Origin of the sequence: Bradyrhizobium sp. SK17 (assembly GCF_002831585.1) — a bacterium.
Classification (GTDB): Bacteria; Pseudomonadota; Alphaproteobacteria; order Rhizobiales; family Xanthobacteraceae; genus Bradyrhizobium.
On sequence record NZ_CP025113.1, the window covers coordinates 4,346,442 to 4,364,355 of the forward strand.

The 17,914-nt window shown below is 65.8% G+C and carries 5 protein-coding genes; 3 read left to right on the forward strand and 2 right to left on the reverse strand.

The window, feature by feature from the left end; translation table 11 throughout:
- Window positions 1-89: 89 nt before the first annotated feature.
- Entirely contained in the window at window positions 90-12,074 is an 11,985-nt protein-coding gene (locus tag CWS35_RS19905; RefSeq protein WP_168226354.1) for a filamentous haemagglutinin family protein, read from the forward strand.
- A 71-nt stretch (window positions 12,075-12,145) separates the two neighbouring features.
- Here the strand turns inward: CWS35_RS19905 and CWS35_RS19910 are convergent, their stop codons facing one another.
- Window positions 12,146-13,579: an ABC transporter substrate-binding protein gene (locus tag CWS35_RS19910; protein ID WP_245438582.1), complete on the reverse strand. Its 1,434-nt coding sequence runs from the start codon at window positions 13,577-13,579 to the stop codon at window positions 12,146-12,148.
- Window positions 13,580-13,772: 193 nt separating this feature from the next.
- Window positions 13,773-14,975, reverse strand: a complete 1,203-nt coding sequence (locus tag CWS35_RS19915; RefSeq protein WP_100953314.1) for a serine hydrolase — start codon at window positions 14,973-14,975, stop codon at window positions 13,773-13,775.
- 233 nt (window positions 14,976-15,208) lie between these two features.
- Between CWS35_RS19915 and CWS35_RS19920 the strand changes: the two genes are divergently transcribed.
- Window positions 15,209-15,880 carry a LuxR C-terminal-related transcriptional regulator gene (locus tag CWS35_RS19920; RefSeq protein WP_024579769.1) on the forward strand — a complete coding sequence of 224 codons (672 nt, stop codon included), beginning with the start codon at window positions 15,209-15,211 and terminating at the stop codon, window positions 15,878-15,880.
- A 339-nt stretch (window positions 15,881-16,219) separates the two neighbouring features.
- Window positions 16,220-17,797 (forward strand): gamma-glutamyltransferase family protein, encoded by a 1,578-nt coding sequence (locus CWS35_RS19925; RefSeq protein WP_100953316.1) that lies wholly within the window; start codon window positions 16,220-16,222, stop codon window positions 17,795-17,797.
- Window positions 17,798-17,914 lie beyond the last annotated feature (117 nt).

Here is a 17,914-nt window from a genome sequence, read left to right on the forward strand (position 1 = left end):
GTCGGGATCGTCACAGCCGCGAGGGTCTCGGTGCCGGCGCCGACACGAAGACTCGGCTGCATATGGCTCCCGCGCAAGAAAGCGATCCCATGGTTCCCCGCTTCTCCAGCTCTCTCTCCCGCGCCACCATTCGCGCTGCGTTGTTCGGCAGCGTCAGCGTTGCGGCGCTGCTTGCCAACGCGCCGGTGAACGCGCGTCCGTTTGGGTCGGCCTGGACAGCCTCACCATCGGCCGCGGCGATGGCTGCGTCGCAATCGACGGCGCAGGATGCGGCGGCCGCCGCCAAGCAGGGCCAGGATGCGATGACGCGGGCGACGCGCGCCATCCAGGCGATGCAGGGCTTGCAGAATGCAGCGCGCAGCGCGGCGCAGGCCTCGCAGCGTTCGGTGACGCTGCCGCAGGTCGCGGTCCCCAACGGCCTTGCGCCCGGCGGGCTACAGGGGGCGCAGGGATGGCAGGGCGCGAACGCGCCGACGCAGGCGATCGATGCCACAGGCCAGACCCAGGTCGGCATCCGGCAAACCCGGGCGCAGGCGATCCTCAACTGGAATTCGTTCAACGTCGGCGCACGCACCACGCTGACCTTCGACCAGCAGGGCAATGCCAATTGGGTCGCGCTCAACCGCGTGGTCGGCAGCACGGCGCCGAGCCAGATCCTCGGCAATATCAAGGCCGACGGCTCGGTCTATGTGATCAACCAGAACGGCATCATCTTCGGCGGCGCGAGCCAGGTGAATGTCGGCTCGCTGATCGCCTCGAGCGCTGGCATCACCGATACCCAGTTCCTCACCAACGGCATCTACGCGCAGCAGGCCGGCGGCCAATACGTGCCGAGCTTCACCGGCGCGCGCGGTGCCGTCAGGGTCGAGGCCGGTGCGCTGATCTCGACCAACGCGCCGTCGTCGGTGACGCAGGGCGGCGGCTTCGTCCTGCTGATGGGCACCGAGGTCAGCAATGCCGGCTCGATCAGCGCGCCGCGGGGCCAGGTGCAACTTGCCGCCGGTAACGACTTTCTGCTGCGGCCGGGGTACAGCACCGACGCCAACCAGGCCTCGACCACGCGCGGCAACGAAATCTCGCCGATCGTGCGCGATGCGATCGCGGCGGTCGGCAATTCCGGCCTGATCTTCGCCCAGCAGGGCGACATCACGCTGGCGGGCCGCAGCATCGCCCAGGACGGGGTGCTGGTCGCCACCAGCTCGGTCAACACCCGCGGCACGATCCACCTGTTGAACGCAGCTTCCGATGCGGCCGGCAGCATCACGCTCGGCAGCGGCAGCCTGACCACGATCCTGCCCGAGCTCGACAGCAGCGAGACCGCGCTCGACAGCCAGCGCAGCCAGTTGGTCGCCGATTCCACGGCGTTCACCCATACTCCGGTTGCCAACGCCCAGTTCGACAACCTTTCGCGGCTGTCCGACCGGCTCGACCAGGGACGGATCGAGATCGTCAGCGGCGGCACCGTCACCTTCAAGGACAGCTCGATCACGCAGGCGCAAGGTGGCCAGGTGGCGGTCAGCGCCAGCCATCGCGTCTTCGCCGAGAGCGGATCGGTCATCGACGTCTCGGGCGTGCGCGGCGTGCTGCTGCCGATGTCGTCCAACAACCTGCTGATCAACGTGCAAGGCAATGAGCTGCGCGACTCGCCCGGCAACCGTGATGCGGACTACCTGAAGAACGCGGATATCTGGATCGACGCGCGCGACCTGGTGTTGGTGCCGGCAGGCAGCGGTGGCTATGCGACCGACCGCTACTATACGCCGGGCGGCCTGCTCGAGGTCTCCGGCTATCTCGCCAACAGCGCTCACCGGATCGGCGAATGGGTCGCGGTCGGCGGCACCGTCACGCTGGCCGGGCCGGAGGTCGTCGCGCAGAAAGGGGCGGTGTTCGACGTCTCCGGCGGCTCGCTCAGCTATCAGGGCGGTTATGTCCTCACCTCCAATCTGCTGGGCGCGGACGGCCGCCTCTACAGCATCGGGCAGGCACGCGCCGATACGACGTATTACGGTCTTGGCGCCGGATTCATCCGCGAGCACAAGCTCGGCGGCAAGGTTGCGCCGAGTCTGACCGAAGTCTGGGCCAATCCGTTCGGCAAGGGCCGGCTGACGAGCCGCTGGGAGGACGGCTACACCATCGGCCGCGACGCCGGGTCTCTGGTGCTGTCGACGCCGACGGCGGTGTTCGAAGCGGACATCCTCGCGGATGTCGTCACCGGTTCACGCCAGACCACGGAGCGGCCGGACGGCATCGCCGACGGCTACAAGCTGTCTCAGAATGTCGCGCCGCTCCAGGGCAAGCTCGCGCTCGGCGGCTATTCGGGAATCGGCCTCACCGCCGCATCCGACGCGCGGGTCGTGTTCGGCCGAACGGCCGGGATCACCGACACGCTGAATGCCTCGTCGGCGTTGCCCGACGACCGGATCGGGACGGCGCTGTTCAATTCGGACGCACTCAATGCCGCCAAGCTGGGTGGGCTCAACGTTGCGAGCAGCAAGCAGATCGTGGTCGATGCGCCGCTCGAGCTTGCCCCGGGCGCGCAGGTGACCTTAGCGGCGCCGCATCTCGAGCTCGACGCAGACGTCACGGCGCATGGCGGCAGCGTGACGTTGACCAATCTCATGCATGCGCTGCTCGGTCAGGGGCAGAACGAGCAATGGTGGGCGCTGAATGACGCCAACGGCAAGGCGCAGGTCACGATCGGCGAGAAGGTCACCGTTGATCTCAGCGGGTTGTGGAGCAACGGACTGACCGGAGCCGATACTTCCGGTCAGGCGCATCTGGATGGCGGCAACTTCACCGTGTCGACGACCGGCGGCATCACGCTCGCCAGCGGGTCGCTCATCGATGTGTCCTCGGGTGGCGCGATCCTGTCGTCCGGCAAGACGATCGGCGGCAAGGGCGGCAATGTCAGCCTCATCGCCAATGACTATTCGCATCTGGCGTGGACGCAGTTCTTCACCAATCCGCTGATCCTCGATGGCACGATTCGCAGTTATGGTTTTGCCGGCGGCGGCACGTTGACCTTGAACGCGGGCCAGGAGATCGCGATCGGCGAAGCCGTGGCCGATGCGCTGGTGCTCGATCCCGCGATCTTCCAGTCCGGCTTTACTGCCTACAACATCAGCAGCAACACCGGCATCCAGATCGGCGAGGGCACGCGCGTGGACGCTGCGGTGCCGGTCTATCGTTTCACCGAGGGCAGCTTCACCGCGGCCACCGGGAGCCTCGTCGCAGATGCCGCGGAACTCTGGACGCCACCCAGGTTCACGATCGACCCCTTCAAGCACAGCGCCACGCAGCGTGTCGGCGCCGACGTGACGTTCTCGAGCCTGCACGATTTCACGCTGGCGAAGGGCGCGTCCATCAATGTCGATCCGGGCCGCTCGGTTTCGATCTACGCCAATCGCCAAACGGTGATCGACGGCACGATCATGGCACCCGCCGGCAACATCCTGATCACGAGCCTGCAAGACGCCCCCGGCGACAACCGGTACAACATGGGCTATGGCGAATTCAGCCTGACGCGTTCGTTCTGGATCGGCGACGACGCGGTGCTCGATGTCTCGGCGCGTGATGCAGTGTCGCGCGACGCGCGCGGGGTGTCCTACGCGGCGGTGCCGGATGGCGGCACGATCCGGATCGGCGGCACGGGGGCGCTCGATTCAGACGGCTATCCCGTGGTCAGCGATGCCTTCGTTATCGTTCGTCCGGGCGCGCTGATCGATGCGTCGGGGACTGCCGCGCTCGTCGACGTCCTCAACGGCAATCGCTATGTGCCGACCCTCGCCGCGAGCGATGGCGGGGCGATCTCGCTCTATTCCAGTTTCGGGATGGCGCTCGACGGCACCTTGCGCGCCGCTTCCGGCGGCAGTGGCGCTTCCGGCGGCACGCTGAATCTGACGATGTCGAGCCGCGGCTATGCCGTCGGGCAGCCAAACGCGAATGCGCCCTATGCGACGGGCAATCTGCCCGAGGCATTCCAGCGGTCGCGCGATATCACGCTGGTGCAGTACGCGCCGGGCAGCGGCTTGAGCGCCGATCTGTCGCCCGGCGAGGCCGATCCGGCCCTGAAATTCGGGCGGACGGTGATCGGCGTCGACCAGGTCGAGAAGGGCAGCTTCGGTTCGCTTTCGCTCTACACGCGCGATCTTCTCGTCTTCGACGGCAATGTCGATCTCAGCCTGTCGCGCAGCCTTCACCTGTCCAGCGGCGTGATCGCCGCGGCGCCCGACGCACCAAACAGCACGATCCGCCTGTCCGCGCCCTATGTCCGTCTGGATGGCGTTTACGACGCGGCCAAGGCGCAGGCGCAGATCGGGTATTCGCCCGGCATCAACGACCTTCATGTCCGCAATCCGGCCGACGGCGGAAATTTCACCGTCGCGGGCGACCTCGTCGACGTCTACGGCAACGTCCAGTTCGGTGCCACCGGCAAACAAGGCAGTGGATCCGTCGATCTTGGGCGGCCCATCAGCGTTGCGTTCGATGCCCGTGGCTTTCATCAGGTCACGTTGCAAAGCAGCGGCGACATCCGCTTCGGCAATGGCGGGCTCGATGTCGAGAATCTCGCGCTGACCGCGGACCAGATCTATCCCTTGAGCGGCGCCGTCGCGATCATCAAGGTCGGGAATCGTCCGGGCGGGAACAACAGCGTCTATGATTCCGATGCTCGTCTCGTCATCCGCCGCAATGACGACGAGACGCCGGCGGTCCCGGCATCGGTCTTCGGTGATCTCGTCTTTATTGCCGCCAACATCGATCAGGGCGGCGTCGTTCGGGCGCCGCTCGGCCGTGTCTGGTTCAACAACTATCAATCGCTCGCCAACACCCTGGCCCAATCGAACATCACGTTCCGCAGCGGCAGCATCACCTCCGCGAGCGCGGCCGGCCTGATCATGCCATTTGGCGGCACTTCGGACGGCATCACCTATCAAGGCGCGGACGGCACGCTGCACAATCTTGCAAGTGCGTCCTATGACGATCATACAAGCAGCGTAAAGATCGCCAGCGGCGTTTCGATCAATGCCACGTCGTTCATAGGCGAGGTCGGGGCCGTGATCGATCTGACCGGCGGCGGCACGCTCACGGGCGCGGGTTTCGTCTCCGGCCGCGGCGGCTCGGTCGATGTGCTGAAGACGGCGCTGGTCAACGCCAATCCGGTCAACAGCTATAGCGCTGCCGGCAACAAGGTCTATGCGATCGTACCTGGTTCGGCGGACAAATACGCGCCGGTGATCGCAACCAACGGTGCCGGCGATCCGGTGATCGGCCAGCAAATCACGCTTCCCTCCGGTGTGCCGGGAGTACCGGCGGGCACCTATACGCTGCTGCCCTCGAGCTATGCGCTGGTGCCTGGCGGCTACCGGGTCGAGCTCGGCGTGACCGGAACGACCGTGACGCCGGCTGTGACGGCGGGTAACGGTTCGGTCGTCACATCGGGCTATCTCGGAGTTGCCAACACTGGAATCCTGGACGCGCTGCCGACGCGCGTGATCCTCACGTCCGGCCAGACCGCACGGCTCTATTCGCAGTACAACGAGACCAGCTATGCTGACTTCGAGCGAGCGCAGGCCGCCACCTTCGGCGGCTTCCGGCCTCGCTTGCCGGAGGACGGCAAGGTGCTCGACATCACCCTTCGTCCGTCGTCCGACGGCAGCAATCCGCTGTCCTTCGCAGGCGCCGCACTGTTCGATGGCGCCAAAGGCGGCATTGACGGCACGCTGATCATCCGACCGTCGTTCACCACGACAGGGCCTGCCGTGCTCGACATCACGGCGCCAGGCGTTACGCCCATCGCGGGGCATGTCTCGATCTCGAGCGCCGATATCAATGCCTTCAAGGCGCCGACGCTTCTGTTGGGCGGCACGAGCGTATACTTCACCGATGACAATCCCGGAGCCGGCGCCAAGATCTATTTTGACGGAAGCTCGACCGCTTCCGTCAATCTGCTCGATGGAACGATTGTCAGCGCGGGCCAGGTGTTCCTGGTAGGCAACACCATCAACATAGCCAGCGGCGCGACGGTCGATACGCGCGGATTGGGCAATAGTCTCGTCGATTCGACGCTCGGTTACGTCTATTCCAACATCGGACCTTACACGTCGGCGAATCCCGACCAGAGTCCCGCTGTGCTCGCGGTGGCCAATGGTTGGTTCCAGTTCCTGGATGCCGTTGGACCCGGCAAGATCAGCATTGCGAGCGGTGCCTCGCTGCTGACCGACGGCAGTGTGGTGCTCGCTGCCCCGGGCGGACTCACGATGGGCGACGTCAATTTCGGTGCGCGCTACCTCAACGTCACGCAGGCGCAGGTCAATGTCGGCACCGAGGCCGCGCTTGCCGCGGCGCTGGCCGCAGGCCATTTGCCGACCGGCTGGAATCTCACCCAGAGCGTGCTCGACAAGCTGCTACGGCCGTCGACGACCGCCGGCACGCCCGCGCTCGAGCAGCTCATCATCACGGCGAGCGGCGCCTTCAATCTGATCGGCAGTGTCGACCTCGACATCACGCGCCAGGGCGGCGCTTCCTCCGATTCTCTCAAATTCGTGCTCAATACACCGGCCATCTACGGTCTCGGCGCCGCGGGCGACACTGCCAGCATCACCGCCGACACGCTGGTCTGGAACGGCATCCGTACCGGCAGCGGCACGACCACGAGCCCCTACGGCAACCAGGCGCCTGGCGCTGTGCTGCCCAGCGGGCCCGGCACGGGAGCGGGGCATCTCGCCATCAACGCCAGCGAAATCCTGTTCGGCTATGACGCCTCGCTGAGCAAGACGACCGATGGCGCCACCCTGAGCCGTCTGGCGCTCGGCTTCTCCGACGTCACGCTGACGGCGGCGAGAAGCATCACATCGAACAGCAATGGCACGCTGAAGGTCGGGCTCAGCCAGGACGGCAGCGGCATCTTGCAGGGCGGCGCGCTCACCATCGCTACCCCGCTGATCACGGCCAGCAACGGGTCCAAGCTCGATGTCAGCGCCGGCGCAGCGATACGCCTGGTCGGGGTAGCGGGGGCCGCTCCCGCCGACACACGCGGTGTGACGGATCTCGGCGGCACGCTCTCCTTCACCGGCGACAGCGTCCTTGTCGATACCGCATTTGCCTTGCCTTCCGGCAAGCTGACGCTGAATGCGACGCACGACATCGTGCTCGGCGCAAACGCGACCCTCGACCTCTCGGGTCGCAGCATTGCCTTCTTCGACGTCACCAAGTTCAGCTGGGGCGGCGATCTCATCCTGAGCTCGGCGAGCGGCAACATCATCCAGAATGCGGGTTCGGTGATCGACGTCTCGGCCGTCAGCAATGCTGCGGGTTCGATCACGGCCAGGGCGATCGACGCAGCGCACGGCCAGGTTTCGTTCGCCGGAACGCTCAAGGGATCGTCGACCGGCGATTACGACAGCGGCCAGTTCGCGGTCGCGGCACAGAATTTCGGCGATTTCGCCGCGCTGAATGCCAAGCTCAACGTTGGTGGTTTCTTCAGCGCCCGCGGCTTCGATCTGCGGCAGGGCAGTCTTGGCATCGGTGACGGCGTCAACGCACGCACCGTGACGATCTCGGTCGATCAGGGCAGCCTCACGGTCGATGGCAGGATCGATGCGAGCGGGGCGAAGCCCGGCACCATCCGCCTGTCTGCACGCGACGATCTAAGGCTCACCTCGAATGCCGTGCTCGATGTCCATAGCAATGTGTTACAGACCGACAGCTACGGCGCGCCGATCGAGGCCAACAACACCGCGCATGTCGAACTCACCACGACGCGCGGCACCATGACGCTGGCCGCAGGCGCGACCATCGACATGACTTCACCGGATGGCGTGGCACGCGGCAAACTTGAGCTGAACGCGCCGCGCCGCGGCGGCACCGGCGGAGACGGTGCGGGCGCCAACGACATCGCGATCGACGCGCGCGGCCCGCTCAATATTCGCGGTGCGAGCAGCATCGCGATGAACGGGTTCCGCACCTACGACCTTCCGGACGGCAGTACGATCGACCAGGCCTATCTCGATGGCCTGAATGACGACAGCACGGCGTTCATCAGCGCGGCGCTCCAGAACGCCGACTTGCGGAACCGCCTGGCCGGGCTCGCGGCCTATGGCTCAGCCTACCATCTGCGGCCGGGCGTCACCATTGCGTCAGACGGGGCTCTCTCGACGAAGGGCGATCTCGATCTCTCCGGCTATCGCTATGGGCCGAATGCCGATCCGGCGGTGCGCGGCTCCGGCGAACCGGGCGTGCTCGTCGTCCGCGCCGCCGGCGATCTCAAGATCAACGGCAGCATCACCGACGGCTTCGCGCCGCCAGCCGCGTCGCCGGACGCGGTCGAAACGCTGATGCAGAACGCCACGGTGGGCGCCGGTGGCTACGTCGTCAAACTCAGTGGAACGACGCTCGGTACGGGGTCGGTGATTCCGGCAACGGCCAAGGTGAACATGTGGCTTGAGTACACGGCCACGGCCCCAGCGCTCGATCGCAGGATCAACGTCACGCCCAGCAGCGACCATCCGCTGCCTGTCGATGTCGTATTGTCACAACAGTTCAAGATAACCCTGAACCTGACCATCAAGCCGACGCTGAGAGGCGGGAATATCTACGGCCCGGACGGCAGCGTGCTCTACCGGGATGGCGAGCTGCTCGAGGGCACGGTGACCTGGCCGGCCGGCAGCAAGATCAGTGCCGGTGTCTATTTCGACGGTGCTGGCGCGAACCGGCTCCTTGGATCGGGAATCTTCTTCGTGCCGATGAAGCTTCCGCCCAACACCGACTTGACGCTGTTCAGAGGCTACACGTTCCGGCAAGACGTCGATCTTCCGGTTGGATTCGTGTTGCCGCAGGGAACGGTCGTCAGCATGTTGACCGGACCGGGCGATCGCCAGATCTGGGCGATCGCACCGATGCTCGCACCGGGGATGCAGTCCTGGTCGATGCGACTGGTCGGCGGCGCCGACCTTGCGAGTGCCGACGGCCGCACGTTGCAGACGGCCGACGCGCTGGCCGGTTCCGGCAACGTGGTGCTGAACGATCCCTTCAGCGTCACCATCAACAAGCCGACGACGCCAGGCGTCAGCGTCGTGCGCACCGGAACGGGCGACCTCGAGATTCTCGCTGGCGGCAATTACGACCAGCAGTCCGCATTCGGGGTCTATACCGCCGGCACCGCCATCAAGGAGACCGGGACCGCGGCCAACGATCCCTATAACCTCGATCGCGGCAGATTGCCCGATGGCACGATGCTGGGTTCGGCGAACGCCAACTATCAGGCGACGCTCGGCGCGGAGCGGATGTACTACCCCGAGCATGGCGGCGATTTCGTTCTGGTCGCGCAAGGTGATGTCAGGGGTACACTGCTGGGCCGAACTACCGCGATCGGATCCTGGCTGTGGCGCCAGGGTGGCTCGGAGATCGATCAGCGGACCGCCTGGGGCATCAATTTCGGCAGCTATACGGTCGATCAGATCCAGGATCCAAGCAGGTTGTCGTTGGGACTGTCCGCGTTCTCCGGCCTCGGCGCGCTTGGCGGCGGCAATGTGACGGTGCAAGCGGGAGGCACGGTGGGCGATGCAGGCCGTGGCGTCGTCATCGCCGTCGGCGGCAGCGGCTGTGTGATGGCCGATGGCAGCCTCGCGCAGACCGGCGGCGGTTCGCTGTCGGTGAAGGCCGGCGATATCGGCACCGGCGGCAATCAGTTCGTCAATCTGCGCGGACGCACGGATATCGCAACGGGAGACTTCGGCAGCCTGACGGCGTCGAACGTCCGTAACGACGGCGGCTCGGATCCTCGGCCGATCAATCCGTTGACGCCGTATTCGATGACGACGCTCGCGGGCGGAGACTTCGCGCCGGGCGACAGCGTGATCGACATCCGCGCGCGCGGCGATCTCGCTGTGGGAACGATTCTCGATCCCGGCCGTGTCGGTGTCACCGGCTTGACCGCCGTGGACAATGGCGGCTCCGCCGCGAGCTGGTTCTCGCTATGGACCGGGACCACCGCGCTCGACATGTTCGCGGCCGGTGGTTCGCTCTCGCCGGGCAGCGGCCCGCGTTCCTCCCACTTCCTGCCGTCGATCGTGCATGCGGTCGCCGCGAACGGAAGTATCTACGGCCTCGGCGGAGGATTCCTGCTGCCGTCATCGAGCGGCTCGTTCGAGGTTCTCGCGCAAGGATCGATCTTCGGCAACATGCAGGAGACCGGCCTTCTGACGACTCCGACGTCGGGTCTGGCGACACCGTTCAAGCCGGGCTGGGCAACCTTGACCGATGGAATGAATGTGACCAACTCCAACTATTGGGGCGACCCCAAGGCGATAACCGACCAGGTCAACGGTGCGCAGAACGTCTACACTTACGCGGACGGCGGACAGCCCTTCGTCTTCGACGCAAACACGGTGAAGGACAGGGCCGTACCGGCTCAAAGCGATCCGTCGCGCATCTATGCAGTGAACGGCGATATCACGGGCATCACCTATGGCGAGATCCTGACAAACAAACAGATCGTTGCCGGTACCACCATCAATATCGTGTCGTATCAGGCGGCCAGGCCGCTGCGGATGCTGGCGGGCGGCGACATCGTCGATACGATGGGCCTGATCCTGCACAGCGATCAAAACGACGTGTCGACCATCGCGGCGGGCGGCAGCATCATCTATGCCGGTTGGCCAGGGCTCCAACTTGCGGCGAAGCAAGGATGGGCGATCGCCGGGCCGGGCACGCTCGAAATCTCGGCGGGCAGGAACATCTATCAGGGGTCCACGGCCACGGTCGAAAGCATCGGAGCTCTCGCGGCAGGCGACAGCCGCCCTGGCGCGGGCGTCGTCATGCAGGCCGGCGTTGGCGCGGGCGAGGTTGGCGTCGGGCAGGTGGATTGGTCCGCCTTTGCCAGGCTGTATCTCGATCCGAACAATCTCGCCGGCGCCGGGCCGCTCGCTGACCAGCCCGGCAAGGTCGCCAAGACCTATGGGGACGAGCTCTACGACTGGCTTACGCAACGCTTCGGCTATGCCGGTGCCAAGGCCGATGCGCTCGGTTACTTCCTGGCGCTTCCAAGCGAGCAGCAGCGCATCTTCCTGCGGCAGGTCTACTATGCCGAATTGACCGCAGGTGGCCGCGAGTACAACGAGGTCGGTGGTCCGCGCACCGGTTCCTATCTGCGCGGCCGCGAGGCGATTGCGGCGCTGTTCCCGCATGATGGCGCCTATCGCGGCGACATCACGATCTTCACCGCGGCATCCGGCACGCCGGGCGCGGCGAACTACAAGATTCAAAGCGGCTTCGTGCACACCGATTTCGGCGGCGACATCCAGTTTCTGACCCCGGGCGGCGGCGTCACGATCGGCACCGAAGGATTGGTGCCGGGCGCCGATGCGGGCCTGATCACGCAAGGCGCGGGCAACATCCAGATCTATTCGCAGAACAGCGTGCTGATGGGCCTGTCGCGCATCATGACGACGTTCGGCGGCAACATCATGATCTGGTCGGCGGAGGGCGATATCAACGCCGGCCGCGGCGCCAAGACCACCGTGATCTATACGCCGCCGAAGCGCGCCTATGACAGCTACGGCAATGTCACGATATCGCCGGTGGTGCCGTCGAGCGGCGCTGGCATCGCAACCTTGCAACCGATCCCGGAAGTGCCGCGCGGGACGGTCGATCTGATCGCGCCGCTCGGCACCGTCGATGCGGGCGAGGCCGGCATCCGCGCGTCGAGTTTCGTCAACATCGCGGCGCTGCATATCGTCAACGCCGCCAACATCCAGGCACAAGGCGGCGTGATCGGCGTGCCGGTGGTCCAGGCGCCCAACATCGGCGCCTTGAGCGAAGCATCGAACACCGCCGGCGCCGCCGCCCAGCAGGCGGCCGCGCCGCCGCCGCGCACCAATGACCAGCCATCCGTGATCATCGTCGAAGTGCTCGGCTATGGCGGCGGTGATGGCAGCGAGGAGCCGAAGCGGCGCGGCAACGACAAGCAGAGCCAGTACGACCCGAACAGCGCGTTCCAGTTGATCGGCGACGGCCAATTGAGCGCGGAGCAGATGAAGAAGCTGACGCCGGAAGAGCGCCGTCAGGTTGCGAACTGAAGCATGATCCGGACAGGTGCTAACCGGCTCTCAGAGAGAATCGTGCTCACGTGGAGCGTGGCAGCGCGCCATCAGCCGGTCTTGTCGACGTTCCAGAACAGCGGCACCGGCGCGCGGACGATGTCCTTCAGCACCTTCCGCGTCGCCGCCGGCTGGTTGTACTGCCCGGTCGGGACGTGGGTCACCACCTCATAGGCGCGCGCCTGGATCTTGTCGGCGAGCGCCTTCTGGTCCGTCGGCGCCGCGGCGCGGGCAAAGCCGTCGCGCAGCCGCTCCAGCTCGGCATCCTCGACCCAGCCGAAGAAGCCGCCATTCTTGCCCTTGCCGTTGACGCAGGCATTGCCGATCGGATTGATCAGGTCCGCGCTGGCCCAGGTCGAATGGTAGAGCGACCAGCCGCCCTCGGCTGGCATCGATTGCTTGGCGCGCCGTGCCACCACCGATCCCCAATCCATAGCCAGCAGGTTGACGTTCATGCCGATCGAACGCAGCGCCTCGGCGGTGACCGTGCCGAGCGCGGTGATGATCGGGGCGTCGGTCGCGTGCAGGATCGTGATTGGCTCGCCCTTGTAGCCGCCCTGCTTGAGCAGCTCCCTGGCCTTCGCGGTGTCGGCCCTGGTCGACCAGCCGATCGTGCTCTCGAACGGCGTGCCGGCGATGAAGATCGCCGGCGTGATCTTGTAGTAGTCGGGGTTGCCGATCTGGGTGTCGAGCCAGTCCTTCTGGTTCACCGCGTGCAGCACGGCCTGGCGGATTTCCGGCCGGTCGAACGGCGGCACCAGCCAGTTCATCCGGCACATGCCGGAGAAGCCCAGCGTGTTGTAATCGGTCAACTCGACATTCGAGGCCCGCGCCAGTAACGGATGATGGTCGTGCGGCGGCACCTCGAAATAGTCGATCTCGTCGTTGATCAGCGCGTTGGTCGCGATCTGGAAGTCCGGCACGCTGATCCATTCGTAGCGGCCGATCTTCACGACCTTGCCGCCGCCGGTGCCGTCCGATGGCTCGTCGCGCGAGACGTAGTCAGGGTTTCTCTCGTAAGCCGCCTTCACGCCGGGCTGGAATTCCGAGATGACGAAGCGGAACGGCCCGGAGCCGACGTGGTCGGTGATGGCCTGGTCGGCGGCCGTCGCGGCAATCCGCGCCGGTACGATGAACGGCACGTTGGCGGTCGGCTTGCCGAGTGCCGCCAGCACGAAGCCGCATGGCTCCTTCAGCACCATGCGGAAGGTTCGTTCGTCGACCGGCTTCAGCTCGGCGACGAATTCGAACAGCTTCTGGCCCATCGAATCGCGTTTTGCCCAGCGTTGCAGCGAAGGGATCACGTCGGCCGAGGTCACCGCGCTGCCGTCGTGGAATTTGAGGCCGGGCCGCAGCCGGAATGTGTAAGTAAGGCCGTCGGCGGAGGCCTCCCAGGCCTCGACCATCTGCGGCTTGATCTCGAATTTCGAATTGGTCGAGAACAGCGTGCGTAGATCATGTAGCCGTGGTTGCGGGCGGTCCACGCCGTCGTCATGATCGGATCGGTGGCACGCAGCGGCGCGTGCATGACGGCCGTGATGGTCTTCGTGCTGGCCCGCGCGATGCCTGGCATCGCAAGACTTGGCACCGCAAGGCCGAGGCTCGCGCCGGCGCCAACCTGCAACAGGCGGCGGCGGTTGATCGATGGTCCCATGATGTCCCCCTGTCGCAACCGGCTCAGGCCTCGCCCGCGAGCCTGGCCGCGATCGCGCGATAGCCGCGCATCCACATATGATCGAGATCGAGATCCATCGGCAGCGGCTGCGAGGAGACGCGCGCGATCACCGTCTCGTGCGTCGGATCGATGTAGATCCATTGGCCATGGATGCCGACGGCCGCAAACGGAGTCTCGCGCCGGTCGAGCGTGTACCATTTGTTGCGGTAATTGCCGTTCGGGAACACCTTGGTCAGGTCGCCGCGCGACCACGCCTCCGCATTGCCGTTCTGCCTGATGTCGTCGACCCACCAGCCCGGCACCACCTGGCGTCCGTTGCTGATGCCGTGATTGCGCATCATCTCGCCGAATCGGGCGAGGTCACGCAGCGTCGCGCAGATGCCGCCGGCGACGCGCGCGGCACCGCGGGAATCGACCGTGATGTAGGCATCGTGCTCGGCGCCCATCGGCTGCCACAGATATTGCGTGAGGATCTTCGCGTAGGACATGCCGCAGGCGCGCTCATAGACCCAGCCGAGCACGTCGGTGTTGGTCGAGACGTAGTGGAAGGTCTCGCCGTGCGGCGCGCCGTTTGGCCGCAGGGTGCGCAGATAGTCGCGCAAATTGGTCGGCGGAATGGTTGGATCCGGCGGCTCCCAGCCGGTCGAGCGGCGGTAGTTCATCACGTCGCCGTTGCGCGACATGTAGTCCTCGTCGAACCGGATGCCGACGCTCATGTCGAGCAGATGCCGCACCGTGCAGGCGCCGCCATAGACCGATCCTTCCATCTCGGGGATGTAGCGCGTCACCGGCGCGTCGGGATCGAGCATGCCGCGATCGGCCAGGATGCCGCCAAGCGTTCCGGCGACCGACTTGCTGACGGAGAAGATGAGGTGCGGCGTGTCCGGCGTCAGGCCGTGCGCATACCATTCGAACACGACCTGTCCGCGATGCGACACCACGATGCCGTCGGTATGGCTGGCGCGCAGCGCCTGACCGACGCCGATCGTCTCGCCGCGCGGGTCGGCGAAGCCGATGTCGTCGAGATGGCGCTGTGCAAAGGACAGCGGCGCCGGCGTCTGGGCGCGTGCGATGTTTGCCGTCGGCAGCAGCTCGCGGACGTTACGAAATCCCCACTCGCTGAACGGATGCTGACGCCAGTTGGCGAGTGTGACTTGTTGGTCGGCGGCCGATGGGAAGGCAGCCATGATGCGACGCGAATTCATTCTTGATCCAGCAATGATATCGGAAGATGTCTGAAAGTTCCGCATGCGCCGCGCCGCTCGCAATCAACCGGATGGTGGAGGGGGCCGTCGGGTTACCCCGGCGTAACCGCGTCTGGCGTAGGCGCTGCGCCGGCTTGGCCCGCAATTTGCTTGACTATGCCCAGCGTCTGTCCCAGCGTGACGGGCATGCGACGCGCAGACGTTCGCCATCGGGAAACATCGGGAGGTAGGTCATGATCGCGCTTCTGGGCCGACCGGATCCGGCAACCACGCAGGCCATTCAGTTCGCGCGAGGAATTCTCGAGGGGTCTGCGACCGCGTTCTACGAGGTCGATGGCAGCCTGACGCTGAACCGCTTCGTGCTCTCCAGCAACGTCCCGCCGAGTTTCCACGACCAGTATCTCGCCGGCATGAACCGGCTCGATCCGCTGCATCCGCGCTCCGCGAGCAACCGGCCGATCGCCCGGCTGAGCGTCGCCCTCAGCCAATGCGCGACCCAGGAGGCGGCGACCTACCGTGCCTTCGCCGGCCAATGCGGCGTCGCCGACATGATCGAATTCTTCTTCCGCCGCAACGACCGGATCGTCGCCGGAATGAGCGTGCTCTGGGCGCCGGGCTGTGCGATCCCCGACGGCTCCATGCACATCGCCGAGAAGATCCACGACTATCTCGAGTTCAACCTGACCAGCCGCCTGTCGAACACCGACGAGCCGGCACGCTATGGCTTGACCTCGCGCGAGATGGAAGTCGTCGAGCTGTTGTGCTGCGGCCGGACCAACCGCGAGATCGGCGAGTGCCTGAACATCGGGCTCGCAACGGTGAAGACGCACCTGATCCACATCTTCGAGAAGCTCGGCGTCGAGACCCGCTCGGCCGTCGTGGCGATGATGTCGCGCCCGCACTAGGGCGAACGCGTCGCGCTCTAGGTGCCTTCCAGGCGTCGTCCTGGCGAAAGCCATGACCCATAGCCACCGCCGTTGATTGTGAGCGGGGTTGTGGCTCCAGCGTCGCACAGCAATTGCTATTTGGGGTGATGGGTCCTGGCTTTCGCCAGGACGACACCGAGTGTGTGGCGCGGCCTCTAAGTCACAGGTCCCATACTCTCGCGACATGATTTGTCCGCTTGATCCACCTTACGGTGGATTGCTGCTGCCGCCCGCGCAAGCCGAGAGTTCCGCGAGGACCGGTGTCGTTTTCGACAATGTTGGCGAGCGGCTGCCGCTCACAACATCTGAGGAAGCGAGATGCGTGATTTCATGGTCATCGGCCGTTCGGTGGCGGTTGCGGAACGTGGCATGGCGGCGACCTCGCACCCGCAGGCGACGCTCGCCGCGGTCGAGATGCTGAAAGCCGGTGGCAATGCCGTCGATGCCGCGGTGGCGGCGGTCGCGGTGCAGGGCGTGGTCGAGCCGCAGATGACCGGGATCGGCGGCGACTGCTTCGCGCTGTATTCGCCGAAGGCCGGCGCACCGATCGCGCTGAACGGCTCCGGCCGCACGCCTGCCGGCACCGATGCCGGGAAATTCTCCGCAAGCGACGCCCGCGACATTCCGCCGACCGCGCCCGAGGCGGTGACCGTGCCGGGCGCGATCGATGCGTGGTGCAGGCTGGTCGCCGATCACGGCAGCAAGTCGCTGGAGGAGATCTTCCGGCCGGCGATCTCGGCCGCCGAGCAGGGCTTCTGTGTCACGCCGCGGGTCGCCGAGGACTGGCGCCGCTTCCGGGCGCGGATCGAGATCGACGGCAATGCGGCCGCGCAGTTCCTTCCCGGCGGAAAGACGCCCGACGTTGGCGATGTTCGCTCGCAACCTGCGCTCGGCCGTACCTTGCGCCGGATCGCGCAACACGGGCGCGAGGCGTTCTATGTGGGCGAGGCCGCCGACGAGATGGTCGGCATCCTGCGCGGCCTCGGCGGGGCGCACAGCAGCGAGGATTTCGCCGCGCAGACCTCCGACTACGTGCAGCCGATCTCAGCGCATTACCATGACCACGACGTGGTGGAGTGCCCGCCGAACGGGCAGGGCCTGGCCGCGCTGATGATCCTGCGCACGCTCGCAGGCTTCGACGTCGGCGCGCTCGCACAGGCCGATCGCATCCATCTGCTGGCTGAGGCGACCAAGGCCGCCTACCGCGCGCGCGACGCCTTTTTCTGCGATCCCGCCACCGGCGCCGTCGATCCTGCCGCTTTCCTTGCCGATGGCTACATCGGAAGGATCCGCAGCAAGATCGACATGAACAGCGCCTCGGCGCCCGCCATCTGGGATGACATCGAGCACCGCGACACCGTCTATGTCACGGTGGTCGACCGCGACCTCAATGCGGTGTCGCTGATCAACTCGCTGTTCTATCCGTTCGGCAGCGGCATCTATGCGCCGAAATCGGGCATCCTGTTGCACAACCGCGGCTGGAGCTTCCGTGCCAGGCCTGGACACCCGAATTCGCTCGGGCCGCGCAAGCGGCCGATGCACACCATCATCCCCGGGCTGCTGCGCAAGGATGGCAAGACTGTGATGTCGTTCGGGGTGATGGGTGGGCACTATCAGGCTGCGGGACACGCTAACCTGCTGTCGAACATCTTCGACATGAAGATGGATATCCAGGCGGCGGCGGAAGCGCCGCGCTCCTTTGCCTTCGATGGCGTGCTGTCGCTGGAGACGACGATTTCGCCCGATGTGCGCGACGACCTTCGCGCCCGCGGCCATGATGCGCGCTTCTCGGAGGAGCCGATCGGCGGCTGCCAGGCAATCCGCATCGACCATGCGCGCGGTGTCCTGTTCGGCGCCTCCGACCACCGCAAGGACGGGCTGGCGCTGGGATTCTAACGCGCGACGGAGAATTCGGATTAATAGAATAGTATCACCGATTTGCCAGACGTGTCAAGTCGCGTACCGGGTGCCGGCACGCCGCCGGCTGCTTTGCATGGGGTTGTTTTCGATATT